This window comes from Acidovorax sp. FG60 (genome assembly GCF_057808995.1).
In genome coordinates this window covers 25,218-49,668 of the sequence record NZ_JBMDJC010000020.1, presented here as the reverse complement: position 1 = coordinate 49,668, position 24,451 = coordinate 25,218, and the positions used below count along the sequence as shown (strand labels likewise).

Here is a 24,451-nt window from a genome sequence, read left to right as displayed (position 1 = left end):
ATCCCGATCCGCAGCGCACACTTACCGCTCGAATCATGCACAGCATCCCCAGGGTTATGGGTTGTACTGGTGCGCGGACAAGCCCCTTGATGGAACACAGGGCCCGACCCTTGCGGGGCGGGCCCTGTTCACCGGTCAGAACCGATCAGTCGTTGGCGTAGATGTCCACGTCCTTGGTTTCCTTGATGAACAAGCCACCGATCACCACCGTGGCACCGGCAATGATGATGGGGTACCACAGGCCGTTGTACATGTTGCCGGTCTGGGCCACGATGGCGAACGCCGTGGTGGGCAGCAGACCGCCGAACCAGCCGTTACCGATGTGGTACGGCAGGGACATCGAGGTGTAGCGGATGCGGGTGGGGAACATTTCGACCAGCATGGCGGCAATAGGGCCGTACACCATGGTCACCAGCAGCACCAGGTAAGTCAGGATCACGGTGACCATGACCTTGTCGATGCGGGCAGGATCTGCCTTGGTGGGGTAGCCCGCAGCCTTCAGTGCATCGGCCACAGCCTTCTTGAACTCGCCATCTTTCTTCTTTGCTTCGTCAGCGGGCAGGCCCTTGCTGGTGTACGAGGCGATGACTGTCTCACCGATCTTGATAGTGGCGGGCGTACCAGCGGCAGCGACGGCGTTGTCATAGCTCACCGAAGCGCCAGCCAGCACCTGCTTGGCGATGTCGCACGAGCTGGTGAACTTGGAAGTGCCGGTGGGGTTGAACTGGAACGAGCATTCCTTGGGGTCTGCCGTCACGATCACTTGGTTCTTGGCCTGGGCTTCAGCCAGGGCGGGGTTGGCCGCCTTGGTCAGTGCGCCGAACACAGGGAAGTACGTCAGCGCGGCCAGCAGACAGCCTGCCAGGATGATGGGCTTGCGGCCAATCTTGTCCGACAGCGAACCGAACACGATGAAGAACGGCGTGCCGATCAGCAGCGACACAGCCACAAAGATGTTGGCGGTGGCGCCATCGACCTTCAGGGCTTGTGTCAGGAAGAACAGCGCATAGAACTGGCCCGAGTACCACACCACGGCCTGGCCGGCGGTCAAGCCTACCAGTGCCAGGATCACGATCTTCAGGTTCTTCCACTGGCCGAAAGACTCGGTCAATGGAGCCTTGGAGGTCTTGCCCTCGGCCTTCATCTTCTGGAAGGCAGGCGATTCATTCATCGACAGACGGATCCAGACCGAGATGGCCAGCAGCAGGATCGACACGATGAACGGAACACGCCAGCCCCAGTCCGCAAAGGCTTCTTCGCCCAGCATGGTACGGGTGCCCAGAATCACCATCAGCGACAGAAACAGACCCAGCGTGGCCGTGGTCTGGATCCAGGCGGTGTAGGCGCCGCGTTTGCCGTGCGGAGCATGCTCGGCCACATAGGTGGCTGCGCCGCCGTACTCACCACCCAGCGCCAGGCCTTGCAGCAGGCGCAGGATGATCAGTATGACGGGGGCCGCCACACCGATGGAGGCATAGGTCGGCAAGATACCCACGATGAAGGTGGACAGACCCATGATCAGGATGGTGACCAGGAACGTGTACTTGCGGCCGATCATGTCGCCCAGGCGGCCGAAGAAAATCGCGCCGAACGGACGGACGATGAAGCCCGCTGCGAAGGCCAGCAGCGCGAAGATGAACGCCGATCCGGCATCCAGCCCGCTGAAAAACTGCTTGGCGATGATGGCTGCGAGCGAGCCGTACAGGTAAAAGTCGTACCACTCGAAAACGGTGCCGAGCGACGATGCGAAGATGACCTTGCGCTCTTCGGGCGACATCGGCCGCGGTGCGGGATGGATGGTTGCCATGGTGTCTATGTCTCCTGGTGATTTTTAAGACCGCACAGTGGCGGGCAAGGTCATTCTTCGGGAAGGCACTGACTCTGCTCTGACGCCAAACCAACAGAGGCTTGCGTTAAACTGAACCGATACTTACAAAGTGCCTGCCGTCCTTATGAGCGGGCTTTCAAGCGCACTGGAGCGACTGGACCTTGGGCAGGGAAAACCCCGATCAAGGCATGTGCGCCCATGCAGTCCACCGGGCTCCGTGCACACCAAGCGCCTGAGCGTGCGCTGCCAGCCCGCTTGTGGAGACAACCGTCAACTTTTGCAGGGGCCCCATGCACGCGCACACCGTCCTAAAAAAGACAGATCAAGGGATCGAGGCGATCAAGCACCGCGACCGGGCACTCCCTCCCCGTGAACGTACCACCCTGATCCTGGTGGACGGCAGCAAACGGCTGCAGGACCTGGCCCAGGCCTGTGGCAGCCTCGATGAGGCCTTGCGCATTGGCCAGGCGCTGGTCGACCTGGGGCTGGCATCGGTGGTTTCCGGGGCTGTGGCGCCGCCCTCGCCCACGCACGCCACAACGGGCAACACCCCAGCCACCGCGGCCGCACCGGTTCAGGATCTGCGCACCAGCGCCCGGCGCGCCACCAAGGTCCTTGAAGACCTGCTGGGCCCGGCATGCGAGCCTCTGGCGCTGCAGCTCGAAAAATGCAAATCGGTGGCCGAATTGGAGGCCAAGATCCAGGAGTTGCGCCCCGTGGTGGCCTCCATGCGCTCAGAGAAAAAGGCCGAGGAATTCGTGGCCGCAGCGCTGGGCCGCTGAACCCCAACAACACGCAAAGACCGGCCCATAAAAAAACCCCGCCACGGCCTGGCGGGGTTTTATGAACGCTCAGGGCGCCCCCAGGCGCCCGTCCCGTCAGTGTGCAGCACTCGCTGCCGAGGTCTTTCCATCCAGGCTGGGGTAGCGCACATGCTCCACCAGTTCCTGGATTTCCTTGCCCGGGGCCTTGGTGAGCAGCGAGACGATGATGATCACAGCAAAGCCCAGCGGCACACCGAACAGACCTGCCGAGATGGGCGCGATATCCCACCAAGTGTTGGCTTTGACGATTTCCGGCGTGATCGCCGTTCCGTGCGTGAGCTTGTACAGCCAGGGCTGGGTGGTCACCATGTAATAGAAGGTGATGCCCAGGCCGGCCAACATCCCCAGCGACGCCCCCCACTTGTTGGCACGTTTCCAGAAGATGCCCAGCGTCAGCGCCGGGAAGAACGCCGCCGCCGCAAACGAGAAGGCCGCCGACACCAGGAACAGGATGTCCGCTGGTTTCTGCGCCGCCACGTAGGCTGCTGCCAGGGCCACCAGCAGGAGCAGCAGCTTCGACACCATCACGCGGCGTGCCGTGGAGGCATTGGGGTCCAGCACCTTGTAGTACAGGTCATGCGACAGCGCGTTGGCGATGGTCAGCAGCAGGCCGTCTGCGGTAGACAGCGCCGCAGCCAGCCCCCCCGCCGCCACCATGCCCGAAACCACGTACGGCAGGCCAGCAATTTCTGGCGTGGCCAGCACGATGATGTCGCCACCGATGGAGATCTCCGCCAGCTGCAGGATGCCGTCGTTGTTGATGTCCACCACCGACAGCAGCGATTTGTCGACCGCCGACCAGCGCGCGATCCACTCCGGAAGGCTGGCGAACGGTGTGTTCACCAGCACGGTGTAGACCTCGTACTTGGCCAGCACTGCCAGCGCAGGCGCCGTGAAGTACAGCAGGAAGATAAAGAACAGCGACCAGCTCACCGATTCCCGCGCCTCGCGCACCGAGGGCACGGTGTAGTAGCGCATGAGGATGTGCGGCAGCGCGGCCGTGCCGATCATCAGGCAGAACACCAGCGCGAGGAAGTTCTTGCGTGCAACGTTCTGCGCGGCCTCATCCTTGCCGGGGAACGGCTCGGCATGGCGGATGGGCGGCGCCGACTTGGCTGCATTCGAGGTGCGCGCCGCCGTGTACGCAGTGCGGGCGTCTGCTTCGTTCTTGGGCACTGCGGCCAGCGCGGCGGCAGCGGCGGCGATGTCGGGAGCGGGCGCATTGGCAGCCTTCAGGTCATCCAGCTTCTTCTGCGCTGCCGCCCGGTCGGCCGCCAGCGAAGCATTCACGTCCTTGAGCTTTTCCACAGCCGCATCCGAGCGGGCCTTGTAGATGCCACGCACCTCTATTTCTTTGGGGTCCTTGATCAGCTCAGCCTCTTTGGCAGTCACCTTTTCCAGGGTGTAGCCATACACCGCCTGCGGCACAGGCACGCCCGTGTGTTTGACCGAAAGCCACACCACGGGCAGCATGTACGCAACGATCAGGATGATGTACTGCGCCACCTGCGTCCAGGTCACGGCACGCATGCCACCGAGGAACGAGCAGACCAGGATACCGGCCAGGCCGGCAAAGATACCGATCTCGAAAGCCAGGCCCGTAAGGCGCGAAGTGATCAGGCCCACACCATAGATCTGTGCCACCACATAGGTGAACGAGCACAGGATGGCGGCCCCCACCCCGATCAGCCGGGGAAGGTTGCCCTCAAACCGCGCCCCCAGAAAGTCGGGAATGGTGAACTGGCCGAACTTGCGCAGGTAAGGGGCGAGGAACAGCGCCACCAGGCAGTAACCGCCCGTCCACCCCAGAATGAACGCCAGCCCACCATAGCCCGTCAGGTACAGGGTGCCCGCCATACCAATGAAGGAGGCCGCCGACATCCAGTCCGCCCCTGTGGCCATGCCGTTGTAGATGGCCGGCACGCGGCGCCCGGCCACGTAATACTCCGCCGCGTCGTTGGTGCGGCTCATGATGCCGATACCGGCATACAGCAACACGGTGGCCGCGAGAAAAAGGTAGCCGATCCAGTTTTTGGGCAGGCCCATCTGTTCGAGTACCGCCAGCACCAACACAAAGCCGATGAAGCCACCGGTGTACCAGGTGTAGACCTTGTTCAGGCCCTTTTTGAAGTCGCCTTGCGACTGTCCGTCTCCGCCGAAGAGTCCCATCATTCTTCTCCTTCGGCAACGCCGTATTCGATGTCGAGCTTGTTCATGTGGCGGGCGTAGTACCAGATGATCAGGCAGTACACCACCAGGGCGCCTTGGGCAGCCACCCAGAACGAGAACGGCCAGCCGAAGAAGCTGAACGTGAGGTCGCGGGCGAAAAACACCACGACAAAAGTGACAAAGAACCATATGCCCAATAAAAGGGCCGTTATCTGCAGATTTTTGCGCCAGTATTCCTGGTGCTTGGCCGTCAGTTTCATTGCTTGCTCCTCCATGTCGTTAAAAGAACACTCACTCGGACTTCAGCGCTAAAAATCTGCACGCAAACCGGTCTCCCGCTCCAGTTGCGCGGCCACCTTGGGCTCGAATCCTTTCAAATGCCGTATTACGGCGCGTGCCTCCTCGGGCTGGTGCAGATCGACGTGCACACGCGCCATCTGATACCAGCCAAAGGGGCTCATGGGCTGCAGGCGGGTGTTGCGATCCAGGGCCTGCAAGGCCTCCTGAAGCCGCCCCTGCCGCACCAGCACCAAGCCCAGGCCGTACCAGGCCCGGTCCATTTTTTCGTCGATCTGCAGGGCCGCCCGGAACCCCTCTTCGGCCAGTGCCAGCTGGTCCAGCTGCTCGGCAACATAGGCATGGTTGAAGTGGGCATTGCACACCTGGGGCTGCAAGGTCAATGCCTGGGCGTAGTACTGCAGAGCCTGTGTCTTGTGGTCGCTGAGCAGCGCGTCGTAGGCGAGGCTGTTGATCGCCAGAACGTCCTGGGGCCAGCGCTCCAGAATCCGCTCAAACACGGCCTTGGCCGCAGCCTTGCGGCCCACAAACAGCAAGGCTTTGGCACGCCAGACCAGCGCCTGACGCTCCAGCCGCTGCGACCAGCGGACGGGGGGAAGGGGAAGGCTCTGGGTCACTGGCATGCCTGTGCTCCCAGCTCCAGACAGAGGTCGATCTTGAGCTTGACGACCAGCACCCAGGCCATGAGCAACCAGCTGGCGGTGGCCAGCGGGATGTGCTGGTCCAGCACCTGGCGCGGGCTGACCTTGCGCGTCAGCCACAGGCAGGGCTTGGCGGCCACGTCCAGCATCTGCCAGAACACATTGGTGTGCCGCTTCGCCCCGGCCAACAGTCCCAGCAGAAACCGTCCCACGATGAACATCAGGGACAACTCGATCAGGCTTTTCAGAATGACAACGGTCAGGAGCATGGTGAACTCGATGCCTCGCTGTAAGGAAAAGGAAAGGTGGACTCACTCTGCGCAGGGTGTCTGACCGCTGGCTGACACAGGGCTTATCGCTAACTTACAAATCCCGCAAAAACCCTGCATCTTTTTTTTGCGATGCGATAAATCGGTGGAATCTGAGACGCTCTTGCGGGAAAACACCAAGGGCTCCAAAACCCTTGATCGAGGTCAAGGCGATGCACATGGAAGGACTTCCCGCGTCGCCGGGCCGGGCATAGACTGCCGCCATGGAAAAGCCGCCCAGTCCGCCACCAGTTGCCAGCGCACAGGCGCCGCTACAACCATCGCACCACCTGCTGGCCAACTTCCGCCAGGACCTCCGGCAGCACGCCCCTTTTGCCCAAATGCTGGATGCCGAGGTGGATGATTTCCTGTCGCATTGCGAGCAGCAGTATTTCGCCCCCGGCGAGCTGGTGATTGGCCCGGAGAGCGGAACGGTGCAGTCGCTGTATTACGTGCGCCAGGGCGCCGTCACGGGCACCCGGGGGCTGGCCGAGGCGGTGGGCGCTTTCGAGTACGAGGCGGGCGACCTGTTCCCCGTCAGCGCCGCCTGGGCAGGCCGTGCTGTTACGGCCACGTACCGCGCCAACACCGACACCTTTGTGCTGGTGCTGGCCGTAGCCCACATGCACCGGCTGGCCAGCCGCAGCACGGCATTTGCGCAGTACCTGGGCCAGCGCACGGTGCAGTTCCTCGCGCTTTCGCGCCAGGCACTGCAAGCCGCCTATGCCACCCACGCCGCGGCCGAGCAGTCGCTCGAAACCCCCTTGGGCACACTCATCGGCAAGAAGCTGGTGACCTGCGATGCCAGCACACCGCTGCACACCGCGCTGCAGACCATGCACCAGCAACGCCTGGGCTCGATGCTGGTGGTGGATGGGGCCCGGCACCCTGTGGGCATCCTCACGCGGTATGACGTGCTGGGCCGCGTGGCGCTGGCCCAGCTGCCGCTGCACACGCCCATTGCTGAGGTCATGGTGCGGCCGGTGCGCACGCTCACCAGTGAACACTCGGCGCAAGACGCAGCCCTGCTGATGTCGCGCCACGGCATCCGCCACGTGCCGATCACCCGCGATGAAGTGGCGATTGGCATGGTGTCAGAACGCGACCTGTTCGCCATGCAGCGGCAAAGCCTCAAAAGCGTGAGCACCGCGCTGCGCTCGGCCACCGACGTGGAGGCATTGCAGACCTCGGCCCAGGACATCCGCCGCCTGGCACGCAGCCTGCTCGCGCAGGGCGTGCATGCGCGGCAGCTCACCTCGATGATCAGCCACCTCAACGATGTGCTGACCGAACGACTGGTGCAGCTCAAGGCCGAAGAATTTGGCATCGATCTGAAATGGTTGTGCTGGCTGTGCCTGGGCTCCGAGGGGCGGGCGGAGCAGACCATTGCCACCGACCAGGACAACGCGATCATTCTGAACAACGACGTGTCCGACGAGTCGCGCGAAGCGATTCGGCACTTTGCGCATGCCGTCAACCTGGCGCTGGACGCCTGCGGCTACCCGCTGTGCCGGGGCGGCATCATGGCGGGCGAAAGCGCGTGCTGCCTCAAGCTCGACGAGTGGCGCGAGCGCTTCGGGCACTGGGTGGCGCAGGGCTCGCCGCAGGACCTGCTCAACGCCTCCATCTACTTTGACTTCCGGCCCCTGTGTGGCGATGTGGCGCTGGCCCAGGCGCTGCGCGCCGATGTGACGCTGGCCGCGCGCAACAGCCCGCGCTTTCTCAAGATGCTGGCCCACAACGCCCTGGGCCGCAGCGTGCCGCTGAACTGGCGCGGCGCCATAGACACCGACGAGCATGGCGCGCTGGACCTCAAGCTGCAGGGCACGGCGCTGTTTGTGGACGCTGCGCGCATCTACAGCCTGGCATTGGGAGTGCACGAGACCAACACGCGGCTGCGCCTGGAGGCCGCTGGCGCGCAGTGGCGCCTGCCCGAGACGGAAACCGGCGCCTGGGTGGGCGGCTTCGAGTTCTTGCAGATCTTGCGCCTGCGGGTGCAGCTGGAGGCCGGAGAGGCTGAAGCCGCTCCACCCAACCGCATTGTGGTGGCCGGGCTCAACGACATCGACCGGCGCATCCTGCGCGAATCCTTTCGCGTGGCGCGGCAGCTGCAGCAGCGGCTGCAGTTGGACTACGACCGGTAGCCGCCATGCGCTGGCTGGAGCCGATCAGGCGCGCCCTTGGGCATGCCCCCGCCTACACCGGCAGCCGCTGGGTGATGCTGGACGTGGAGACCAGTGGCCTGGACATGCGCCATGACCGCCTGCTGGCCATTGCCGCGATTGCGCTGCGGGTGGACTGGCAGCGCCGCACGCTGAGCGTGGCGCTGGGCGACAGCTTTGAGGTGGTGGTGCAGCAGGACGAGGCGTCGAGCAAGGACAACATCCTGCTACACGGCATTGGCGCGCAGATGCAGCGCAACGGCATGCCCGCCGCCCAGGCGCTGCAGGCCTTTGAAAACTATGTGCAAGACAGCCCGCTGCTGGCCTTCCACGCGGCCTTTGACCGCAGCATGATCAACCGCCATGCACGCCAGCATCTGGGGCATGGCCTGCCCAACCCCTGGGTGGATGTGGACCACCTGTGCGCCGTCACCCACGAGCAGGTGCGCGCCCGCGCGCTGGACGACTGGATGGCGCACTTCGGCATCCGCTGCGCCGTGCGGCACCAGGCCGCCGCCGACACCCTGGTGGAATGCGACCTGCTGCAGCGCATCTGGCCCCGCGTGGCGGCGCAGTGCAGCAGCTGGGCCGACGTGCAGCGCCTGGCCGCCCAGCACCGGTGGCTGGCCCGCCACCGGGATGGCGGTGGATAAGGGCTCAACCCTGCTTGAGGCCCGAAGGCAACGCCTCGAACGCAGCCCAGCGCGCTTCGCCTTCGGCCCCGGCAAACCAGTCGTCGCCCTCCAGGTAGGCGCGCAGCATGGGCAGGCTGTCGAGCCCCCAGAAAACCTTGCCGTCCACCGCAAACGCAGGCACGCCAAACACGCCCGCTGCCTGCGCGGCCTCGGTGTTGGCGCGCAGCAGCGCCTTGGGGCCCTCGCTGTGCATGTCCTGCCCCGGGCGGATTTGTTCGGCCAGATCGGCCGCCAGCGCGGCCAGGCGCTCGGCGTCCAGCGCGTCGTGCCCGCCCTGCCACACATGGCGCAGCACGGTACCCGCCACATAGCGGTTGATGCAACCGTCGTCGCTGCAGGCCAGCGCCTGGCGCAGCAAGGGCAGCGGGTTGAACGGGTGGCGTGCTGGCATCTGCAGCGGCGTGCCCTGCGCGTGGCCCAGCCAGGTCACGTGGCGGTAGGTCCAGGCGCGCTTGGGCGCTATGCCCGCGGGCCCCGGGTTGGCGTGCTGCTGCAGCAACGCGCCCAGCAGCACCGGGCGGTATTCGACGCTGTAGCTCAGGTCCACCAGCGCCTCGGGCAGGCGCTCAAAGGCCAGCCAGGCGTAAGGCGAAATGAAGTCGAGGTAGAACGTGATGTGTTTCATGGCTCAGCCTTCTGCGCTTTCTGGCTGCACCGGCACGGCAATGCCCGCCCGGTCCAGCAACTGGCGCCAGATGCCCCGCCGCAGGTGCGAGTCGGCACGCGACCAGATGCGGATCTCGTCGAGGGAGCGAAAGCAGCCCTCGCAGTGGCTGCGGTCGGGCGACATACGGCAGACCGAGATGCAGGGCGAGGGCACGGCCTCGGTGCTTTCAGCATCAAAATGGCCACCAGCGCTTATCTGCAAAGCGCGAACAGCTAGCAATTCAATAGCATTCATGCCGCAGACTCAGGTGCAACCACCTGCACCACATCCACCACGGGTGCACCCGTCAGCCGCTGAAGATCGCTGGGGTGCAGCGCAAACACACCATGCGGATGCCCCGCCGCCGCCCACACCACCTCAAAGCGCAGCAGGTCCTGATCGATCAGCGTGACGGGCGGCGTGGCGTGCGCCACGGGCGACACACCGCCGATGGAAAAGCCCGTGCGGCTTTTCACGAAGTCGGCATCGGCGCGGCCGATCTTGCCGCCCACGTGGGCCTCCACCTTTTTCTCGTCCACCCGCCGGTCGCCCGAGGTGACCACCAGCACGGCCACATCATCGCTCTTGCGGCGAAAGATGATGCTCTTGGCAATCTGCCCCACGGCAATGCCCAGCGCATCGGCCGCCTGCTGCGCGGTGCGCGCTGCGTCGTCCAGCATCTGCGGCCGGTGGGGGTGGCCCAGGGATTCCAGCGCTGCAGCCACGCGCTGCACACTTTCAGGCAGATTTTTCAGTTCAGCTCCACACATCGTTTCTTACTCCGAAATCACAATCGTCCCAGGTATTTTGACCGCATGGCGCCAGCCCCGGCCGACGCGCCGGCAGCACAGGCCCTGCCGGACCAGCGGGTGCATCCCTTTCGCACTGGGAGCGAGGCGGCTGAGATGCGTCAGCGTCTGAGCGGCAGTGGCCTATTACCCCGCACGTTTGGTCAATAGCGCGTTGGCAGCGCGGGAGTTGGGCTTGCGGCCCAGAAAGTCGCTAATGTAGGCACCCGCGTCGATGAGCTTGTCGAGGTCGATGCCCGTCTCGATGCCCATGCCCTGCAGCATGTACACCACGTCTTCGGTGGCCACGTTGCCGGTGGCGCCCTTGGCATAGGGACAGCCGCCCAGCCCGGCCACGGACGACTGGAAGTTCCACACGCCCAGCTCCAGCGCAGCCAGCGTGTTGGACAGCGCCTGCCCGTAGGTGTCATGAAAGTGGCCCGACACCGCGTCGATGCCAAAGTGCTGCAACGTGGCCTCCAGCGCCTTCTGCACCTTGCGCGGCGTGCCCACGCCGATGGTGTCGGCCACGTCCACACGCTGCACGCCAATGCCCTGGAGCAGGCCTGCGAGATACGCCACGCGCTCGGGCGCAATGTCGCCTTCGTACGGGCAGCCCACGGTGCAGCTCATGGCGCCGCGCACACGGATGCCAGCGGCCCGTGCGGCCTCCACCACGGGGGCAAAACGCTCGATGCTCTCGGCAATGCTGCAGTTGATGTTGCGCTGGCTGAAGGCCTCGCTGGCCGAGCCGAAGACAACGATCTCGTCGGGTTTGTCCAGCACGGCAGCCTCAAAGCCCTTGAGGTTGGGCGTGAGCACCGAATACGCGACGCCGCTCTGGCGGGTGATACCGGCCATCACCTCATGGTTGTCGGCCATCTGCGGCACCCACTTGGGACTGACGTAGCTGGTGACTTCGATCTCTTTCAGGCCCGCCTGCTGCAGGCGGTGCACCAGCTCGATCTTGACGGCGGCTGGGACTGGGGTCTTTTCGTTCTGCAGGCCGTCGCGGGGGCCAACGTCGATGAGGCGGACGCGGGAGGGAATGCTCATGGGGCTACCAAGGGTGGATCAAGGAATCCGCCATTGTCTCGCCTGCGCCTCCACAGGGCCACCCCATATCGTGCCAGACCATTCGCCGGACGCGCCATCAGCCCGTACGGGTGCCATCACCCGCCACCTCTTGCCGCAGCAGGGCCACCATGGCCTGCGCCGCCAGCGACAGCGGCCGCCCCCGGAGCGTGATCAGCCCGATGGGCCGGTGCAGCACGGGCGCCTTGAGCGCTCGCGTGACCACCTCGGGCCTGCGCACCACCTGGGCGGCCAGTTCGGGCAGCGCGCTCACGCCCAGCCCCGCAGCCACCATGGCCGCGATGGTGGCCAGGTGTTCCACCTCATAGCGCGGCGCAAAACGGATGCGGTGGGTCAGCAAGGCCTCTTCCGCATACTGCCGCACGCTGGTACCTGCGGGCATGGAGATGTGCGGCAGCTCGGCCACATCCGCCCAGGCAATGGCGCTGCGCCCTCGGGCCAGCGGGTGCGTGCGCCCCATCAGCAGCACAAAGCGGTCGGACACCAGCGGGGTGTAGTCCAGGTCGGCATAGGCGGGGTTGGCAGCGGTGAGTGCAAAGTCCACGCGCCCGGCGCGCACCATGTCAAAGGCCGGGCCGGCCAGGCTGTCAAACAGCTCCAGCTGCACGCCCGGATGCTGCACAGCAAACCGGGCAAACGCGCGCGGCACGGCCCCGGCGGCCAACGACGGCAGCGCCGCCAGCGCAATGCGGCCCACCTGCAGCTGCGCCACCTCCTGCACGCGGCGCACGGTCTCCTCCATCTGGTGGCGCAGAAACCGCGCCTGCTCCGCAAACACCTCGCCCGCCAGCGTGAGCTGCACCGTGCGCGTGGTGCGCTCGAACAGGCGCACATCCAGCATCTCCTCCAGCCGCGCCACCGTGCCCGACACCGCCGATTGAGAAAGGTGCATCTGCAAGGCCGTGCGCCGAAAGCTCAGCGTCTCGGCCAGGGAGAGGAACACATCCACCTCGCGGGCGGACCAATTGATCTTCATACCCGATCAGTCTATCGAAAAAGACGTCTGGACCGCGCAATGGGAGCCCCCTAGACTGCATTGCACGCAAGCACGCTCAGCAAAAAACAGGAGACAAGATGGACAACAGTTCGCCTCGCAACGCACGCACCGTGGTGGTGGGCGGAGGCACCATGGGGGCCGATGTAGCCGTGGTCCTGGCACGGGGCGGCGCGCAGGTCACGGTGGTGGACCCCCACGCTGCACGTCGCGACCAGCTGCTGCCTCATATCGCCCAGGAGCTTGCCGCCGCTGGCCAAACCACCCACGCTGGCCCGGTACAGGTGTGCGCCAGCCTGCAGGATGTGGACTGGCGCGGCGTGGTGCTGGTGGTGGAATGCATCACCGAGCAACTAGCTGCCAAGCAAAAGCTGTTTGCCGAGCTGGAAACCGTAGCGCCGCCCAACGCCGTGCTGGCCAGCAACAGCTCGGGTTTTCCCATCAGTGCCATCGCCCAGGGACTGGCCACGGCGCAGCGCATGCTGGGCCTGCACTTCTTCATGCCCGCCCACCTGGTGCCGCTGGTGGAGGTGGTGCTGGGCGGGCGCAGCGACCCCGCACTGGGCACCTGGCTGCACGCCTTCATGCGCGGCTGCGGCAGCGTGCCGGTGCTGGTCAAGAAAGACAAGCCGGGCTTTCTGGCCAACCGCATGCAGCATGCGCTCTCGCGCGAGGCGTTTGCGCTCATCGACGAAGGCATTGCCTCGCCCGAAGACGTGGACGCCGCCGTGCGCTTTGGTTTTGGCTTCCGCTTTCTGGCGGCCGGGCCGGTGCTGCAGCGCGACCATGCGGGCATTGAGGTGCACACCGCCGCCGCAGCCACCATGTACCCCACGCTCTCGAACACCGACATCCCCGCCCAGGCCCTGCGCGACAAGGTGGCCCAGGGCACCTTGGGCATGAAGACGGGCAAGGGCTTTTTTGACTGGCCCGAAGACCGCAAGCGGGCCGAACGCACGCGCTACGACACGCTGCTGCGCCAGGGCCTGGCTTTGCTTGCCAGCGAGTTGCCCACCATCGAGCCCCCCACCGACACGTCACAGACGGACACCCCAACGACCACCGGAGCCCGCGCATGAGTGCATCGCCCGCATCACCCACCATTGCCAGCCAGTGGGCCGACCCGCTGATCGTGACCGTGGCCCCCAACGGCGCGTACAAGCAGCCCGCCGACCATCTGGCCGTGCCCATCACACCGGCCACGCTGGCCACCACGGCCAAGGCCTGCCTGGACGCGGGAGCGGCCATGCTGCACATGCACATCCGCGACGCGCAAGGCCGCCACAGCCTCGATGTGGAGGGCTACCGCGAGGCGCAGCGCGTGGTGCGCCAGGCCGTGGGCGACGCGATGGTCATCCAGATCACCAGCGAAGCCGCGGGCGTGTACCAGGCCCCCGCGCAGATCGCCATGGTGGAGGAACTGCAACCCGAGGCCGTCTCCATCGGTCTGCGCGAAGTGGACAAGCCCGAGATCGGCGAAGCCGGACTGCAGCGCTTCTTCACCGACCTCGCCCAGCGCCGCACCCTGGTGCAGGTCATCCTGTACGACGTGGCCGATCTGCGCCGCTGGCAGGCACTGCGCGCCAGTGGCGTGGTGCCGGATGTACCGTGGTTCCTGCTGTTTGTGCTGGGCCGCTACAGCGCGGGCCAGACCTCCAGCCCGCGCGACCTGCTGCCTTTTCTGAACGCCCATGACGGCAATGAGCCGTGGGCCGTCTGCGCCTTCGGTGCCGCAGAAAACGCCTGCGTGGCCGCCGCCGCCGTGTTTGGCGGCCACGCCCGCGTGGGGTTTGAAAACAACCTGCTGTGCAAGGACGGCAGCGTGGCCCCCGACAACACCGCGCTGGTGCGCCAGGCCGTCGAAGCCGCAGCCGCGCTGGGCCGCCCGCTGGCCACCGCCGCCGACATCCGGCAGCGCTTTGGCGCAGGCTGATCGGCACCGCTCCATCGCGCTCCCCATCCATTGACATCAACCCGCAGCAGACGGGCTTTATCCATCCCCACAGGAGACAGACATGCAACACCAACACCGCCACGGCCAACCTCCCTCATCCACGCCTCGCACCGCCCGGCGCACCGTGCTGCACGCAGCCCTTGCCGTGCCCCTGGCCCTGGGCATCGCAGGTCACGCAGCGGCGCAGACGGCCGCCACCGCCTTCCCCAGCAAGACCATCCGCTTTGTGGTGCCCTACCCGCCCGGTGGCCCCACCGACCTGATGGCCCGCATGCTGCAGCCCGAGCTGCAAAGCCGCCTGGGTGTACCTGTGGTGGTGGACAACAAGGGCGGCGCTGGTGGCAACACCGGCAGCGCGGAGGTGGCCAAGCAGGCGCCAGCGGACGGGCACACGCTGCTGCTGGCCGCCAGCGGCCCCATGGCGGTCAACCCCTCGCTGTACGCCAGCATGCCGTTCAACCCGCTGACCGATCTGGCTCCGGTGATCCAGCTGTCGGCATTCCCGCTGGTGCTGGAAGTGCATCCCTCGCTGGGCGTCAAGACGTTTTCCGAGTTCCTGGCCATGGCCAAGGCCGGCAAGCCGGTGCTGAGCTACGCGTCGGCCGGCAACGGCACACCGCAGCACCTGGCGGGTGAGCTGTTCAACACCACAGCGGGCGTGAAGATGGGGCACATCCCCTACCGGGGTGCTGGCCCCGCGCTCAATGACCTGATCGGCGGACAGGTGAACGTGATGTTCGACATCGTCGGTAGCTCCCTGCCCCACATTCAGGCGGGCAAGCTCATCCCGCTGGCCGTCACCTCCAGCGAACGGGCCAAGGTGCTGCCCAATGTGCCCACCATGGCGGAGGCCGGCATTCCGGGCTACCAGATCACCGGCTGGCATGGCATTGCGGTGCGCGCCGGCACCCCGCAAGCCACCGTCGACAAGCTCAACGCCACGGTGAATGCGATCTTCAAGGAACCCGCCTTCCGCGCCAAATGGGAAGCCATTGGCACGCCTGCGGTGGGGGGCACGGCGGCAGATTTCGGGGCGCTCATCAAGGCCGACGCGCAGCGCCTGGGCAAGCTGGTGCGCGATGCCGGCGTGACGGTGGATTGAAAAGGCACACCCTCTGTGCCCGCGCACAGAGGGCTATGCGACAGACCTGGGTCGCAAGCGCAGCAACAGCCAGCCCAGCGCCATGCCAATGGCACTGGACAGCAGCATCACCGTACCGGCCACGATCTTCACGGCGGTGGAGCTGCTGATCTCGGCCTGCGACGGGTCTTGGGCGGAGTAGCGCACCGAGACGGTCTCACCCACCTCGTGGATGGCCTGCTGCTGGCGTGCGACCGAGTCTGTGAACCGGAATCTCCGCCCATCGCCCGCCGCAAACTCCACAATGCTTTTCTTGGCAAGCCCCCGGCGGTGGGCCGCGCCCGTCATGATTTCTTCATGCGCAACCACCCGGCCCCTGGCGGTGTGTGTGTCGCCCAGCATGTTCATGCCAGAGGCCAACAACCACGCCGCGCCCAGCGCGGTCAAGGCGCTGGGCACCAGCAGGATCCAGCCCAAAAGACCAAAGAAGCGGCGGAAGGTGGAGGAGCTCATGCCCGCCATTCTCTACGCTGGCGAGCGCGTGGACCGTCGGCCTCAGTAGCCTCGCGCGGGGTTCACGATGCCCGCCACGGCCTCGCCGCGCTCCAGCGCCACCATCTTGCGCGCGATCTGCGCAATGCTTTCGTCGCGCAGCGTGCGCGCTGACGTATGGGGCGTGATGGTGATGCGCGGGTGCGTCCAGAACGCATGCCCTGCGGGCAGCGGCTCGGTGCGGAACACATCGAGCGTGGCGCCTGCCACGTGGCCGCTGTCGATGGCGGCCACCAGGTCTTCGTCCACCAGGTGCGCGCCGCGCGCCACATTGATCACGTAGGCACCCGGCTGCAGGCGAGCGAGCGTGCCCTTGTTGATGACGTTGGTCGTATCGGGCGTGAGCGGCAGCAGGTTGACCAGGACGCGGCTCGCGGCCAGAAAGTCATTGAATTGATCTGCGCCCGCAAAGCCGCGCACGCCGTCGATGGCCTTGGGGCTGCGGCTCCAGCCATTGATCGGAAATTCAAACTGCGCCAGCGCCTTGGCAACCCGCTCGCCCAGCACGCCCAGGCCCATCACGCCGATGGGGTAGTCGCTGCGCAGGCGCGGCTTGCGGTAGCCCCAGCGGCCCGCCTGGGTGTCGGCCTCATAGCCGTCAAACTCGCGGAAGTGGCGGATGACCGCGTGGCACACGTACTCGGCCATCTGCACCGCCATGCCTGCGTCGTCCAGGCGCACCACCAGGGCCTTGGGAGGCAAGCGCAGCTTGAGGAGGGCATCCACCCCCGCGCCAATGTTGAACAGGGCCTTGAGGCCCGGCTGCTCGTCCATGAACTGCTGGGGCGGCGCCCACACCACGGCGTAGTCGGCCTGCGGGGCGCCGGGTTGCCAAACAGAAATCTCAGCGCCGGGAAGCGCGGCGGCCAGGCCCTGCAGCCAGGGTTCGGCCTTGGTGTCGGTACAGCAAAAGGTGATTTTCATGGGGCCCAAGCGTAGCCGCATTGAGCCCCCTGCGCTGTCACCTGCAGACGACTCGGGACACTACTTGGCTCAGGCCTTGTCGGCGGCTGCCAGTTTGAGCAGCTCTGCCCCCTCGGTCACCTGGTCGCCCGGCGCATATAGCAGCTCCTGCACCACACCATCCGCAGGGGCAGCAATGGTGTGTTCCATCTTCATGGCTTCCATCACTGCCAGCGGTTGGCCCTTGGTTACCGCATCGCCCGCCTTCACGGCAAACGACACCACCTTGCCAGGCATCGGGGCTGTGAGGCGCCCGCCTTCGGCCGCAGCCTCGCCCGCGTGGGCCAGCAGGTCGATGGCAGTGATCTGCGTGGCGCCCAGCGGGGTGAATACGTGGTCCACCTCGCCCTGGGCATACACAGCCGCACGCGTGCGCTGACCTGCAAACTGCAATTCGATGCCCTGCCCCACAGCGCTGAACACCAACGGCCCGGCCACTGCGGCATCGCCTTCGCCGACGGCCAGATGCAGGCTGCCACCACGCTCGTAGGTCAGCAGCGCCTTGGCGTGCTCACCACCAAACTCGAACTCAAACCGGCGCTGCACCACGCCATGGGTGTGAAAACCATCGCGGCGGCTGAAGGGGTCCACGCCCTCGCTGGCGCGCTCGCGCAGCAGGGTCTGAGCCACGGCGGCAGCAGCCGCCAGGGGCAAGCCCACGGGCTCCTGGTGGAACAGCACCGCCTGCTCGCGCGGGATCAGCGCGGTGTCCAGCTTGGCGCTGGCAAATGCCTCGGTGCGGGCCACGCGGCGCAAAAACTGCACGTTGGTTGCCAGGCCCACGATGTGGGTCTGGGCCAGCGCCTCATCCAGCCGGGCCAGGGCTTGCGCACGCGTGTCGCCGTGCACGATGAGCTTGGCCACCATGGAGTCGTAGAACGGGCTGATCGCATCGCCCTGGCGCACGCCGGAATCCACGCGCACCGCGCCCCGTTCGAAGGTCACGCACTCGGGCAGCGCATACACATTGAGCGCGCCGGTGGCGGGCAGGAAGTTGTTGTCGGGGTTCTCAGCGCAAATGCGCGCCTCGATGGCGTGACCTTGGATACGCAGGTCTTCCTGTTTGAGCGGCAAGGGCTCGCCTGAGGCCACGCGCAGTTGCCACTCCACGAGGTCGAGGCCCGTGATGGCCTCGGTCACGGGGTGCTCCACCTGCAGGCGGGTATTCATCTCCATGAAGTAGAACTTCATCTGCTCGGGCGCGTCGTAGCCGCCGGGCTGCTCGACGATGAATTCCACCGTGCCCGCGCCCACGTAGTTCACCGCCCGTGCTGCGGCCACGGCAGCCTCGCCCATGCGGGCGCGCAGCTCCGGCGTCATGCCGGGGGCGGGCGCTTCTTCCAGCACCTTCTGGTGGCGGCGCTGCACCGAGCAGTCGCGCTCAAACAGGTACACGCAGTTGCCGTGCGTGTCGCCGAACACCTGGATTTCGATGTGGCGGGGGCGCTGCACGTACTTCTCTACCAGCACCGCGTCGTCGCCAAAGCTGTTGATGGCCTCGCGCTTGCAGGAGTCGAGCGCCGCCGCAAAATCCTCGGCCTTGTCCACGGCGCGCATGCCCTTGCCACCACCACCCGCGCTGGCCTTGATGAGCACCGGGTAGCCAATGCGGTCCGCCTCGCGTTGCAGCAGTGCCGGGTCCTGGTCCGCACCGTGGTAGCCGGGCACCAGGGGCACCTGGGCCTGCTCCATCAGGCGCTTGGACTCGGCCTTCAGCCCCATGGCATTGATGGCGCTGGCAGGGGGACCGATGAAGACCAGGCCCGCGTCGGCACAGGCCTTGGCAAAGTCTTCGTTCTCGCTCAGGAAACCGTAACCAGGGTGAATGGCCTGCGCACCCGTGGCCTTGGCGGCCTCGATGATGCGCTCCCAGCGCAGGTAGCTGTCCTTGGGCGCGCTGCCGCCAATGTGCACGGCCTCGTCGCACACGGCCACATGTTTGGCGTTGGCGTCGGCATCGGAATACACGGCGACGGTCTTCACGCCCAGGCGCTTGGCGGTCGCGGCCACACGGCAAGCGATCTCGCCTCGATTTGCGATGAGTATCTTGTTGAACATTTTTAAGCCACCTTGGCAGAACCAGAAAAGAATGAAGACAAGCGCCGCACCACGGCGCGCAGAAACTTGAACAGCACCACCAGCAGCAGTACCGACACGACCACCATCACGACCAACGCAACACCGAACGCCACCGGGTGCTGCGTGGCCAGCCAGACCACGGCCACGACCAGGCCGTCTTCCAAGAACGACAGGCCCCAGTTGGAAAACGGCTCGGGCGAGGTGTTCACCGCCGCCCGCGTGGTCATCTTGGTGGCCAGCGCCGTGGCAGAGAGCGAGCCCCCCAGCAGCCCAGCCACCACGGCCATGGTGGCGTTGTCGGCGCCAAAAACGCCATAGGCCAAGGCGGCGCCCGCAGGCACGCGAATGAAGGCGTGCACGGCATCCCAGGCGCTGTCCACCCAGGGCACCTTGTCGGCAAAGAACTCCACCGTCAGCATGAAGCCGCTGACCATCAGCACCAGCGGGTGCTGCAGCATCGCCAGGCCGGGCGGCAGGGGCATCCAGCCCAGCACGCCCATCATGCCGACCAGGAACACTACGGCATACAACCGAAAGCCGCTGGCCCAGCCCAGTGCGGCGGCCAGCGCCAGCAGGCTGGGCATGTCGAGCTTCGCAGTTGCTGTGGCTGCCGCGTAGCCCACGGCGCGCGCGGTGCCGCCATCCACATGCAGCCCCAGCGTGTGGAGCCACTGCACGATGTTGAACCAGAGGGTGTCCATGGCCTGCTTGTACCGATCAGCCCAACCAGGCGGGTTTGCGTTTGTTCAAGAACGACTGCACGCCTTCCTTGCCCTCGTCGCTGGCACGGATGTCGGCAATGCCCTGCACCGTGGCGGCGACGAGGCCCGCGTTGATCTCCCGCTCTGCCACATCCATCACCAGCTTCTTGCACACGCGCACAGCGTTGGGGCTGGCGCTGGTCAGGGCCTTGAGCAGTTCGTCCACTTTGGTGTCGAGCTGGTCAGCGACCACGACCTCGTGCACAAAGCCAATGCGCAAGGCTTCGGCCGCGCCAAAACGCTCGGCCGTGAGGAAGTACCGGTGCGCAGCGCGTGCGCCCATGGCACGGATCACATACGGGCTGATGGTGGCGGGGATGAGCCCCAGCTTCACTTCGCTGAGGCAAAAGCCCGCCGTGTCCACGGCCACGGCCATGTCGCACGCGGCCACCAGGCCCATGCCGCCTGCATATACATCGCCCTGCACGCGTGCCACCGTGGGCTTGGGGCACTCATAGATCACCCGCAGCATCTCGGCCAACTTTCCCGCGTCGGCGATGTTCTCGTCGCGCGTGTAGTCGGCCATGCGGCGCATCCAGTTGAGGTTGGCACCGGCGCAGAAGGCCGGGCCTTCCGCAGCCAGCACCACGGCGCGCACATCGGCACGCCCACCCACATCGGTGAAGGCGGCGGTGATCTCGGCAATGACCTCATCGCTGAAGGCGTTGCGGATTTCGGGCTGCGTGAGCGTGATGCGCGCCACGGCGCCGGTTTGGGTGATGGACAGGTTCTGGCTCATGGCGTGGACGGGTTTTGCAGGAAGTAGACAAGGTCCAGCTCGGGGCAAGGCTGGCCCAGCGCAGTCAATGCGGCAGTGATCTGACCCCGGTGGTGCGTGCCGTGGTTGAACACATGCGCCAGCGTGGCCGCAAACGGTAGCGATGCCGCTGTGCCGCGCATGGTGGTGTAGTCGAGCGTGCCGCTCCAGCGGTCCGGCTTGAACGAGGCTATCAGCGGTGCCCAGCGGGCCGCGCCCTCGCGCAGCCGGGCATCCAGCCGCGCACGGTCGCTCTCCAGCTCGGCGTCCAGCGCCACCTTGGGCGAAATGCCGTCGGCAAAGCGCACGAACCACAGATGGTGTTCGCCCACCAGCAGGTGGTTGAGCGTGCCGTGGATGCTTTTGAAGAACAGGCCGACATCGCGCCGGTAGTCCTCTTCCGCCAGCGCCCGCACTGCATCAAGCAGGCGCGCCGTGGCCCACACGTTGTAGCGCGCAAGCTGGGTGAAGTGGGCAACAGCGTCCATGGTGGCTCCTGCTCCTGCTACATGCGGAACAGGCCGAACTTGGTGTCTTCGATGGGCGCATTGCGCGTGGCCGCCAGGCCCAGCGCCAGCACGCGGCGCGTATCGGCGGGGTCGATCACGCCGTCGTCCCACAGGCGGGCGGTGGCGTAGTAGGGGTGGCCCTGGTCTTCGTACTGGCGGCGGATGGGGGCCTTGAAGGCTTCTTCTTCCTCCATGCTCCACTGCCCACCCTTGGCCTCGATGCCGTCGCGCTTGACCGTGGCCAGCACGCCCGCAGCCTGGTCGCCGCCCATGACGCTGATGCGCGCGTTGGGCCACATCCACAGGAAGCGGGGGCTGTAGGCCCGGCCGCACATGCCGTAGTTGCCCGCGCCAAAACTGCCGCCGATGATGATGGTGAACTTGGGCACGCTGGCCGTGGCCACGGCCGTGACCATCTTGGCGCCGTTGCGCGCGATGCCTTCGTTCTCGTACTTGCGGCCCACCATGAAGCCGGTGATGTTTTGCAGGAACACCAGCGGGATCTTGCGCTGGCAGCACAGCTCGATGAAGTGCGCGCCCTTGAGCGCCGACTCGCTGAACAAGATGCCGTTGTTGGCGATGATGCCGACCATCATCCCTTCAATGCGCGCAAAGCCCGTGACCAGCGTGGTGCCGTAGCGTGCCTTGAACTCGTCGAACTCGCTGCCGTCGACGATGCGGGCAATGATCTCGCGCACGTCGAACGGCTTGCGCGTGTCCACGGGGATCACGCCATACAGCTCCTCTGCTGCAAATTTAGGAGCTATTGGCGCTTGATCAACAAGCGCTGGAGCCTTGTTTTTATTCAAATTACGCACCGCATTGCGTGCCAGCTGCAACGCATGCATGTCATTCTGCGCCAGGTGGTCGGCCACACCCGACAGGCGGGTGTGCACGTCGCCGCCGCCCAGGTCTTCGGCCGTCACGACCTCGCCCGTCGCGGCCTTGACCAGCGGCGGGCCACCCAAAAAGATGGTGCCCTGGTTCTTGACGATGATGGACTCGTCACTCATGGCCGGCACGTAGGCACCACCCGCCGTGCACGATCCCATGACCACCGCGATCTGCGAGATGCCCATGGCGCTCATGTTGGCCTGGTTGAAGAAGATGCGGCCGAAGTGATCGCGGTCGGGGAAGACCTCGTCCTGGTTGGGCAGGTTGGCGCCGCCCGAGTCCACCAGGTAGATGCAGGGCAGATGGTTTTGCTGCGCCACTTCCTGCGCACGCAGGTGCTTCTTGACGGTGAGCGGGTAGTAGGTGCCGCCCTTCACCGTGGCGTCGTTGCACACGATCATGCAGTCCACGCCGCTCACGCGGCCAACGCCCGCGATGAGCCCCGCGCTGGGCGCGTCGTTGTTGTACATGTTGAGCGCGGCCAGCGGCGCCAGTTCGAGGAACGGCGTTCCCGGGTCCAGCAGCATCTGCACGCGTTCGCGCGGCAGCAGCTTGCCACGGGCGGTGTGCTTGGCGCGTGCGGCCTCGCCGCCGCCCTGGGCGACCTTGTCGAGCTGGGCGCGCAGGTCATCCACCAGCGTGCGCATGGCGGCGGCGTTGGCCAGAAAGTCCGCCGAGCGGGCGTTGAGTTGGGTGTCGAGAATGGTCATACGGTGTGGCTCTTCAAGCAGTCTTTTGTTCTTCCAGGCCCAGCAGATCCTTCATCTCGTCGCGGATCTTGAACTTCTGGATCTTGCCCGTCACAGTCATCGGAAAGCTGGTGACAAAGCGGATGTAGCGCGGCACCTTGTAGTGCGCGATCTGGCCCTTGCAGAAGGCGCGGATGTCGTCCTCGGTGGGCTGGGTGCCGGGCTTGGCAATGATCCAGGCGCAGAGTTCCTCGCCGTATTTCTGGTCGGGCACGCCCACCACCTGCACGTCCTGCACCTGCGGGTGGCGGTACAAAAATTCTTCGATCTCGCGCGGGTAAATGTTCTCGCCGCCACGGATCACCATGTCCTTGATGCGGCCGACGATGTTCACGTAGCCCTCGGCGTCCATGGTGGCCAGGTCGCCGGTGTGCATCCAGCCGCCTTCGTCAATCGCCTCGCGGGTCTTGGCCGGGTCGCCCCAGTAGCCGTGCATGACGGAGTAGCCTTTGGTGCAGAACTCGCCCCGCTGGCCGATGGGCACCACCGCCCCGCTGTCGGGATCCACGATCTTGATCTCCAGGTGCGGCTGCACCTGGCCCACGGTGGAGACGCGCTTGTCCAGCGGCGTGTCGGTGCTGCTCTGGCAGCTCACGGGGCTGGTCTCGGTCATGCCGTAGGCAATGGTGATTTCGCGAAGGTTCATCTGCTCCACCACACGCTTCATCACCTCGGTGGGGCAGGGCGAACCCGCCATGATGCCGGTGCGCAGGGTGCTGAGGTTGAACTCGGCAAAACGCGGGTGGTCCAGCTCGGCAATGAACATGGTGGGCACGCCGTGCAGGCCGGTGCAGCGCTCGTCCTGCACCGTCTGCAGCACGGTCAGCGGGTCAAACCCGTCGTTGGGGTACACGATGGTGGCACCGTGCGTAAGGCAGGCCAGGTTGCCCAGCACCATGCCGAAGCAGTGGTACAGCGGCACGGGGATGCACAGGCGGTCTTCGGGCGTGAGCTTCATGCACTCGCCAATGAAGAAACCGTTGTTCAGGATGTTGCGGTGCGTGAGCGTGGCGCCCTTGGGGAAGCCGGTGGTGCCGCTGGTGAACTGGATGTTGATGGGGTCGGTGGCCTTCAACGTGGCTGCGGTGTGCGCCAGGCGCGGGTCGGCCGCGTTGCCGCGTGCCAGCAGGTCGGTAAAACGCATCAGGCCCGGTTCGTCGGCGCCCTGCCCCGCCTCATCGATCCACACTACGGTGTTCAGGTGGGGCAGCTTCACGGAGCCCAGCTGGCCTGGCTGCTGGTGCTGCCACTCGGGCGCCAGCTCGCGCAGCATGCCCAGGTAGTCGCTGGTCTTGAAGCGGGCCATGGTCACCAGCAGCTTGCAGCCCACCTTGTTGAGCGCGTATTCCACCTCGGACGTGCGGTAGGCAGGGTTGATGTTGACCAGCACCAGGCCCACCTGCGCGGTGGCCAGCTGCATCAGCACCCATTCGGCGTTGTTGTGCGACCAGATACCCACGCGGTCGCCGGGCGTGAGCCCCATGCCAAGCAGCGCGCTGGCCAGGCGGTGGGCTTCGGTTTGCAACTGGGCGTAGGTGGTGCGGCGGCCCTGGTGCACGCTGACCAGCGCCTCGCGGTCGGGATGGCGGGCCACCATATCGGCAAAAAAGGCGCCGATGGTCTGCTCGATCAAGGGAACGTCGGTGGCGCCACGGGCGTGGCTGTCCACCAGCGGTGCGAAGTTCGTTGCGGCTGCACTCGTCAC

General features: G+C 65.8%; 24 protein-coding genes. 6 read left to right on the top strand and 18 right to left on the bottom strand.

From position 1 onward, the window contains the following. Positions 1-145: 145 nt before the first annotated feature. Positions 146-1,807: an MFS transporter gene (locus ACODS0_RS22675; RefSeq protein WP_431150806.1), complete on the bottom strand. Its 1,662-nt coding sequence runs from the start codon at positions 1,805-1,807 to the stop codon at positions 146-148. A gap of 311 nt (positions 1,808-2,118) precedes the next feature. Here ACODS0_RS22675 and ACODS0_RS22670 point away from each other — a divergent pair, with 311 nt between their 5' ends. Next, positions 2,119-2,610 carry a hypothetical protein gene (locus ACODS0_RS22670; protein WP_228896064.1) on the top strand — a complete coding sequence of 164 codons (492 nt, stop codon included), beginning with the start codon at positions 2,119-2,121 and terminating at the stop codon, positions 2,608-2,610. 96 nt (positions 2,611-2,706) lie between these two features. Here ACODS0_RS22670 and ACODS0_RS22665 read toward each other — a convergent pair whose 3' ends face one another. The 4 genes from ACODS0_RS22665 to ACODS0_RS22650 are packed head-to-tail and all read right to left on the bottom strand — an operon-like array spanning position 2,707 to position 6,028. Then, positions 2,707-4,824 (bottom strand): sodium:solute symporter family protein, encoded by a 2,118-nt coding sequence (locus tag ACODS0_RS22665; RefSeq protein WP_431150808.1) that lies wholly within the window; start codon positions 4,822-4,824, stop codon positions 2,707-2,709. Beyond that, complete coding sequence (locus ACODS0_RS22660) at positions 4,821-5,081, bottom strand: DUF4212 domain-containing protein (protein ID WP_228896060.1); 261 nt, start codon at positions 5,079-5,081, stop codon at positions 4,821-4,823. The genes ACODS0_RS22665 and ACODS0_RS22660 overlap by 4 nt, the downstream gene beginning before the upstream one ends. Positions 5,082-5,129: 48 nt before the next feature. Then, on the bottom strand, positions 5,130-5,741 hold the full coding sequence (locus ACODS0_RS22655; protein ID WP_488837324.1) for a tetratricopeptide repeat protein: 612 nt from the start codon (positions 5,739-5,741) through the stop codon (positions 5,130-5,132). Beyond that, positions 5,732-6,028, bottom strand: coding sequence for a hypothetical protein (locus tag ACODS0_RS22650; RefSeq protein WP_228896056.1), 297 nt, complete (start codon positions 6,026-6,028; stop codon positions 5,732-5,734). The genes ACODS0_RS22655 and ACODS0_RS22650 overlap by 10 nt, the downstream gene beginning before the upstream one ends. Before the next feature lie 263 nt (positions 6,029-6,291). On the opposite strand from ACODS0_RS22650, the gene ACODS0_RS22645 reads away from it, so the two are divergent. Together ACODS0_RS22645 and ACODS0_RS22640 are read left to right on the top strand one after the other, a co-directional pair. Next, the gene (locus ACODS0_RS22645; RefSeq protein WP_488837322.1) at positions 6,292-8,211 is read left to right on the top strand and encodes a DUF294 nucleotidyltransferase-like domain-containing protein; all 1,920 of its coding nucleotides are present in this window, start codon (positions 6,292-6,294) and stop codon (positions 8,209-8,211) included. Between the two features lie 5 nt (positions 8,212-8,216). Continuing rightward, the gene (locus tag ACODS0_RS22640) at positions 8,217-8,882 is read left to right on the top strand and encodes a 3'-5' exonuclease (protein ID WP_488837320.1); all 666 of its coding nucleotides are present in this window, start codon (positions 8,217-8,219) and stop codon (positions 8,880-8,882) included. Between the two features lie 4 nt (positions 8,883-8,886). On the opposite strand, the gene ACODS0_RS22635 is transcribed toward ACODS0_RS22640, so the two are convergent. The 5 genes from ACODS0_RS22635 to ACODS0_RS22615 all read right to left on the bottom strand — a co-directional run bounded on the left by ACODS0_RS22635 (position 8,887) and on the right by ACODS0_RS22615 (position 12,429). Then, positions 8,887-9,549, bottom strand: coding sequence for a 2-hydroxychromene-2-carboxylate isomerase (locus ACODS0_RS22635; protein ID WP_228896049.1), 663 nt, complete (start codon positions 9,547-9,549; stop codon positions 8,887-8,889). 3 nt (positions 9,550-9,552) lie between these two features. Then, complete coding sequence (locus tag ACODS0_RS22630; RefSeq protein ID WP_228896048.1) at positions 9,553-9,825, bottom strand: DUF1289 domain-containing protein; 273 nt, start codon at positions 9,823-9,825, stop codon at positions 9,553-9,555. Further along, positions 9,822-10,340 (bottom strand): YbaK/EbsC family protein, encoded by a 519-nt coding sequence (locus ACODS0_RS22625; protein WP_488837318.1) that lies wholly within the window; start codon positions 10,338-10,340, stop codon positions 9,822-9,824. The genes ACODS0_RS22630 and ACODS0_RS22625 overlap by 4 nt, the downstream gene beginning before the upstream one ends. A gap of 165 nt (positions 10,341-10,505) precedes the next feature. Further along, entirely contained in the window at positions 10,506-11,414 is a 909-nt protein-coding gene (locus ACODS0_RS22620; RefSeq protein WP_488837317.1) for a hydroxymethylglutaryl-CoA lyase, read from the bottom strand. A gap of 97 nt (positions 11,415-11,511) precedes the next feature. Then, complete coding sequence (locus ACODS0_RS22615) at positions 11,512-12,429, bottom strand: LysR family transcriptional regulator (protein WP_488837315.1); 918 nt, start codon at positions 12,427-12,429, stop codon at positions 11,512-11,514. A 98-nt stretch (positions 12,430-12,527) separates the two neighbouring features. Between ACODS0_RS22615 and ACODS0_RS22610 the strand changes: the two genes are divergently transcribed. The 3 genes from ACODS0_RS22610 (at position 12,528) to ACODS0_RS22600 (ending at position 15,503) form a co-directional block, all read left to right on the top strand. After that, positions 12,528-13,526: a 3-hydroxyacyl-CoA dehydrogenase family protein gene (locus ACODS0_RS22610; RefSeq protein ID WP_488837314.1), complete on the top strand. Its 999-nt coding sequence runs from the start codon at positions 12,528-12,530 to the stop codon at positions 13,524-13,526. Beyond that, positions 13,523-14,380 (top strand): beta-keto acid cleavage family enzyme, encoded by an 858-nt coding sequence (locus tag ACODS0_RS22605; RefSeq protein ID WP_488837312.1) that lies wholly within the window; start codon positions 13,523-13,525, stop codon positions 14,378-14,380. The genes ACODS0_RS22610 and ACODS0_RS22605 overlap by 4 nt, the downstream gene beginning before the upstream one ends. Before the next feature lie 82 nt (positions 14,381-14,462). Next, positions 14,463-15,503 carry a Bug family tripartite tricarboxylate transporter substrate binding protein gene (locus ACODS0_RS22600; protein ID WP_488837310.1) on the top strand — a complete coding sequence of 347 codons (1,041 nt, stop codon included), beginning with the start codon at positions 14,463-14,465 and terminating at the stop codon, positions 15,501-15,503. Between the two features lie 33 nt (positions 15,504-15,536). Here the strand turns inward: ACODS0_RS22600 and ACODS0_RS22595 are convergent, their stop codons facing one another. The 8 genes from ACODS0_RS22595 to ACODS0_RS22560 all read right to left on the bottom strand — a co-directional run bounded on the left by ACODS0_RS22595 (position 15,537) and on the right by ACODS0_RS22560 (position 24,451). Continuing rightward, positions 15,537-15,995: a DUF3592 domain-containing protein gene (locus ACODS0_RS22595; RefSeq protein ID WP_488837308.1), complete on the bottom strand. Its 459-nt coding sequence runs from the start codon at positions 15,993-15,995 to the stop codon at positions 15,537-15,539. 42 nt (positions 15,996-16,037) lie between these two features. Further along, the gene (locus ACODS0_RS22590) at positions 16,038-16,958 is read right to left on the bottom strand and encodes a 2-hydroxyacid dehydrogenase (RefSeq protein WP_488837306.1); all 921 of its coding nucleotides are present in this window, start codon (positions 16,956-16,958) and stop codon (positions 16,038-16,040) included. A 69-nt stretch (positions 16,959-17,027) separates the two neighbouring features. Continuing rightward, entirely contained in the window at positions 17,028-19,055 is a 2,028-nt protein-coding gene (locus ACODS0_RS22585) for an acetyl/propionyl/methylcrotonyl-CoA carboxylase subunit alpha (RefSeq protein ID WP_488837304.1), read from the bottom strand. 2 nt (positions 19,056-19,057) lie between these two features. Further along, positions 19,058-19,777, bottom strand: a complete 720-nt coding sequence (locus tag ACODS0_RS22580; RefSeq protein ID WP_488837302.1) for a DUF4126 domain-containing protein — start codon at positions 19,775-19,777, stop codon at positions 19,058-19,060. A gap of 16 nt (positions 19,778-19,793) precedes the next feature. Then, positions 19,794-20,576, bottom strand: coding sequence for an enoyl-CoA hydratase/isomerase family protein (locus ACODS0_RS22575; RefSeq protein ID WP_488837300.1), 783 nt, complete (start codon positions 20,574-20,576; stop codon positions 19,794-19,796). After that, on the bottom strand, positions 20,573-21,082 hold the full coding sequence (locus ACODS0_RS22570; protein ID WP_488837299.1) for a DinB family protein: 510 nt from the start codon (positions 21,080-21,082) through the stop codon (positions 20,573-20,575). The genes ACODS0_RS22575 and ACODS0_RS22570 overlap by 4 nt, the downstream gene beginning before the upstream one ends. Before the next feature lie 17 nt (positions 21,083-21,099). After that, positions 21,100-22,707 (bottom strand): carboxyl transferase domain-containing protein, encoded by a 1,608-nt coding sequence (locus tag ACODS0_RS22565; protein ID WP_488837297.1) that lies wholly within the window; start codon positions 22,705-22,707, stop codon positions 21,100-21,102. Between the two features lie 13 nt (positions 22,708-22,720). Then, positions 22,721-24,451: an AMP-binding protein gene (locus ACODS0_RS22560; RefSeq protein ID WP_488837295.1), complete on the bottom strand. Its 1,731-nt coding sequence runs from the start codon at positions 24,449-24,451 to the stop codon at positions 22,721-22,723.

What these genes read in the sequence shown, in the direction of transcription:
- ACODS0_RS22675 (WP_431150806.1), bottom strand. Translation starts at nt 1,807, where the DNA reads ATGGCAACCATCCATCCCGCACCGCGGCCGATGTCGCCCGAAGAGCGC.
- ACODS0_RS22670 (WP_228896064.1), top strand. Translation starts at nt 2,119, where the DNA reads ATGCACGCGCACACCGTCCTAAAAAAGACAGATCAAGGGATCGAGGCG.
- ACODS0_RS22665 (WP_431150808.1), bottom strand. Translation starts at nt 4,824, where the DNA reads ATGATGGGACTCTTCGGCGGAGACGGACAGTCGCAAGGCGACTTCAAA.
- ACODS0_RS22660 (WP_228896060.1), bottom strand. Translation starts at nt 5,081, where the DNA reads ATGAAACTGACGGCCAAGCACCAGGAATACTGGCGCAAAAATCTGCAG.
- ACODS0_RS22655 (WP_488837324.1), bottom strand. Translation starts at nt 5,741, where the DNA reads ATGCCAGTGACCCAGAGCCTTCCCCTTCCCCCCGTCCGCTGGTCGCAG.
- ACODS0_RS22650 (WP_228896056.1), bottom strand. Translation starts at nt 6,028, where the DNA reads ATGCTCCTGACCGTTGTCATTCTGAAAAGCCTGATCGAGTTGTCCCTG.
- ACODS0_RS22645 (WP_488837322.1), top strand. Translation starts at nt 6,292, where the DNA reads ATGGAAAAGCCGCCCAGTCCGCCACCAGTTGCCAGCGCACAGGCGCCG.
- ACODS0_RS22640 (WP_488837320.1), top strand. Translation starts at nt 8,217, where the DNA reads ATGCGCTGGCTGGAGCCGATCAGGCGCGCCCTTGGGCATGCCCCCGCC.
- ACODS0_RS22635 (WP_228896049.1), bottom strand. Translation starts at nt 9,549, where the DNA reads ATGAAACACATCACGTTCTACCTCGACTTCATTTCGCCTTACGCCTGG.
- ACODS0_RS22630 (WP_228896048.1), bottom strand. Translation starts at nt 9,825, where the DNA reads ATGAATGCTATTGAATTGCTAGCTGTTCGCGCTTTGCAGATAAGCGCT.
- ACODS0_RS22625 (WP_488837318.1), bottom strand. Translation starts at nt 10,340, where the DNA reads ATGTGTGGAGCTGAACTGAAAAATCTGCCTGAAAGTGTGCAGCGCGTG.
- ACODS0_RS22620 (WP_488837317.1), bottom strand. Translation starts at nt 11,414, where the DNA reads ATGAGCATTCCCTCCCGCGTCCGCCTCATCGACGTTGGCCCCCGCGAC.
- ACODS0_RS22615 (WP_488837315.1), bottom strand. Translation starts at nt 12,429, where the DNA reads ATGAAGATCAATTGGTCCGCCCGCGAGGTGGATGTGTTCCTCTCCCTG.
- ACODS0_RS22610 (WP_488837314.1), top strand. Translation starts at nt 12,528, where the DNA reads ATGGACAACAGTTCGCCTCGCAACGCACGCACCGTGGTGGTGGGCGGA.
- ACODS0_RS22605 (WP_488837312.1), top strand. Translation starts at nt 13,523, where the DNA reads ATGAGTGCATCGCCCGCATCACCCACCATTGCCAGCCAGTGGGCCGAC.
- ACODS0_RS22600 (WP_488837310.1), top strand. Translation starts at nt 14,463, where the DNA reads ATGCAACACCAACACCGCCACGGCCAACCTCCCTCATCCACGCCTCGC.
- ACODS0_RS22595 (WP_488837308.1), bottom strand. Translation starts at nt 15,995, where the DNA reads ATGAGCTCCTCCACCTTCCGCCGCTTCTTTGGTCTTTTGGGCTGGATC.
- ACODS0_RS22590 (WP_488837306.1), bottom strand. Translation starts at nt 16,958, where the DNA reads ATGAAAATCACCTTTTGCTGTACCGACACCAAGGCCGAACCCTGGCTG.
- ACODS0_RS22585 (WP_488837304.1), bottom strand. Translation starts at nt 19,055, where the DNA reads ATGTTCAACAAGATACTCATCGCAAATCGAGGCGAGATCGCTTGCCGT.
- ACODS0_RS22580 (WP_488837302.1), bottom strand. Translation starts at nt 19,777, where the DNA reads ATGGACACCCTCTGGTTCAACATCGTGCAGTGGCTCCACACGCTGGGG.
- ACODS0_RS22575 (WP_488837300.1), bottom strand. Translation starts at nt 20,576, where the DNA reads ATGAGCCAGAACCTGTCCATCACCCAAACCGGCGCCGTGGCGCGCATC.
- ACODS0_RS22570 (WP_488837299.1), bottom strand. Translation starts at nt 21,082, where the DNA reads ATGGACGCTGTTGCCCACTTCACCCAGCTTGCGCGCTACAACGTGTGG.
- ACODS0_RS22565 (WP_488837297.1), bottom strand. Translation starts at nt 22,707, where the DNA reads ATGACCATTCTCGACACCCAACTCAACGCCCGCTCGGCGGACTTTCTG.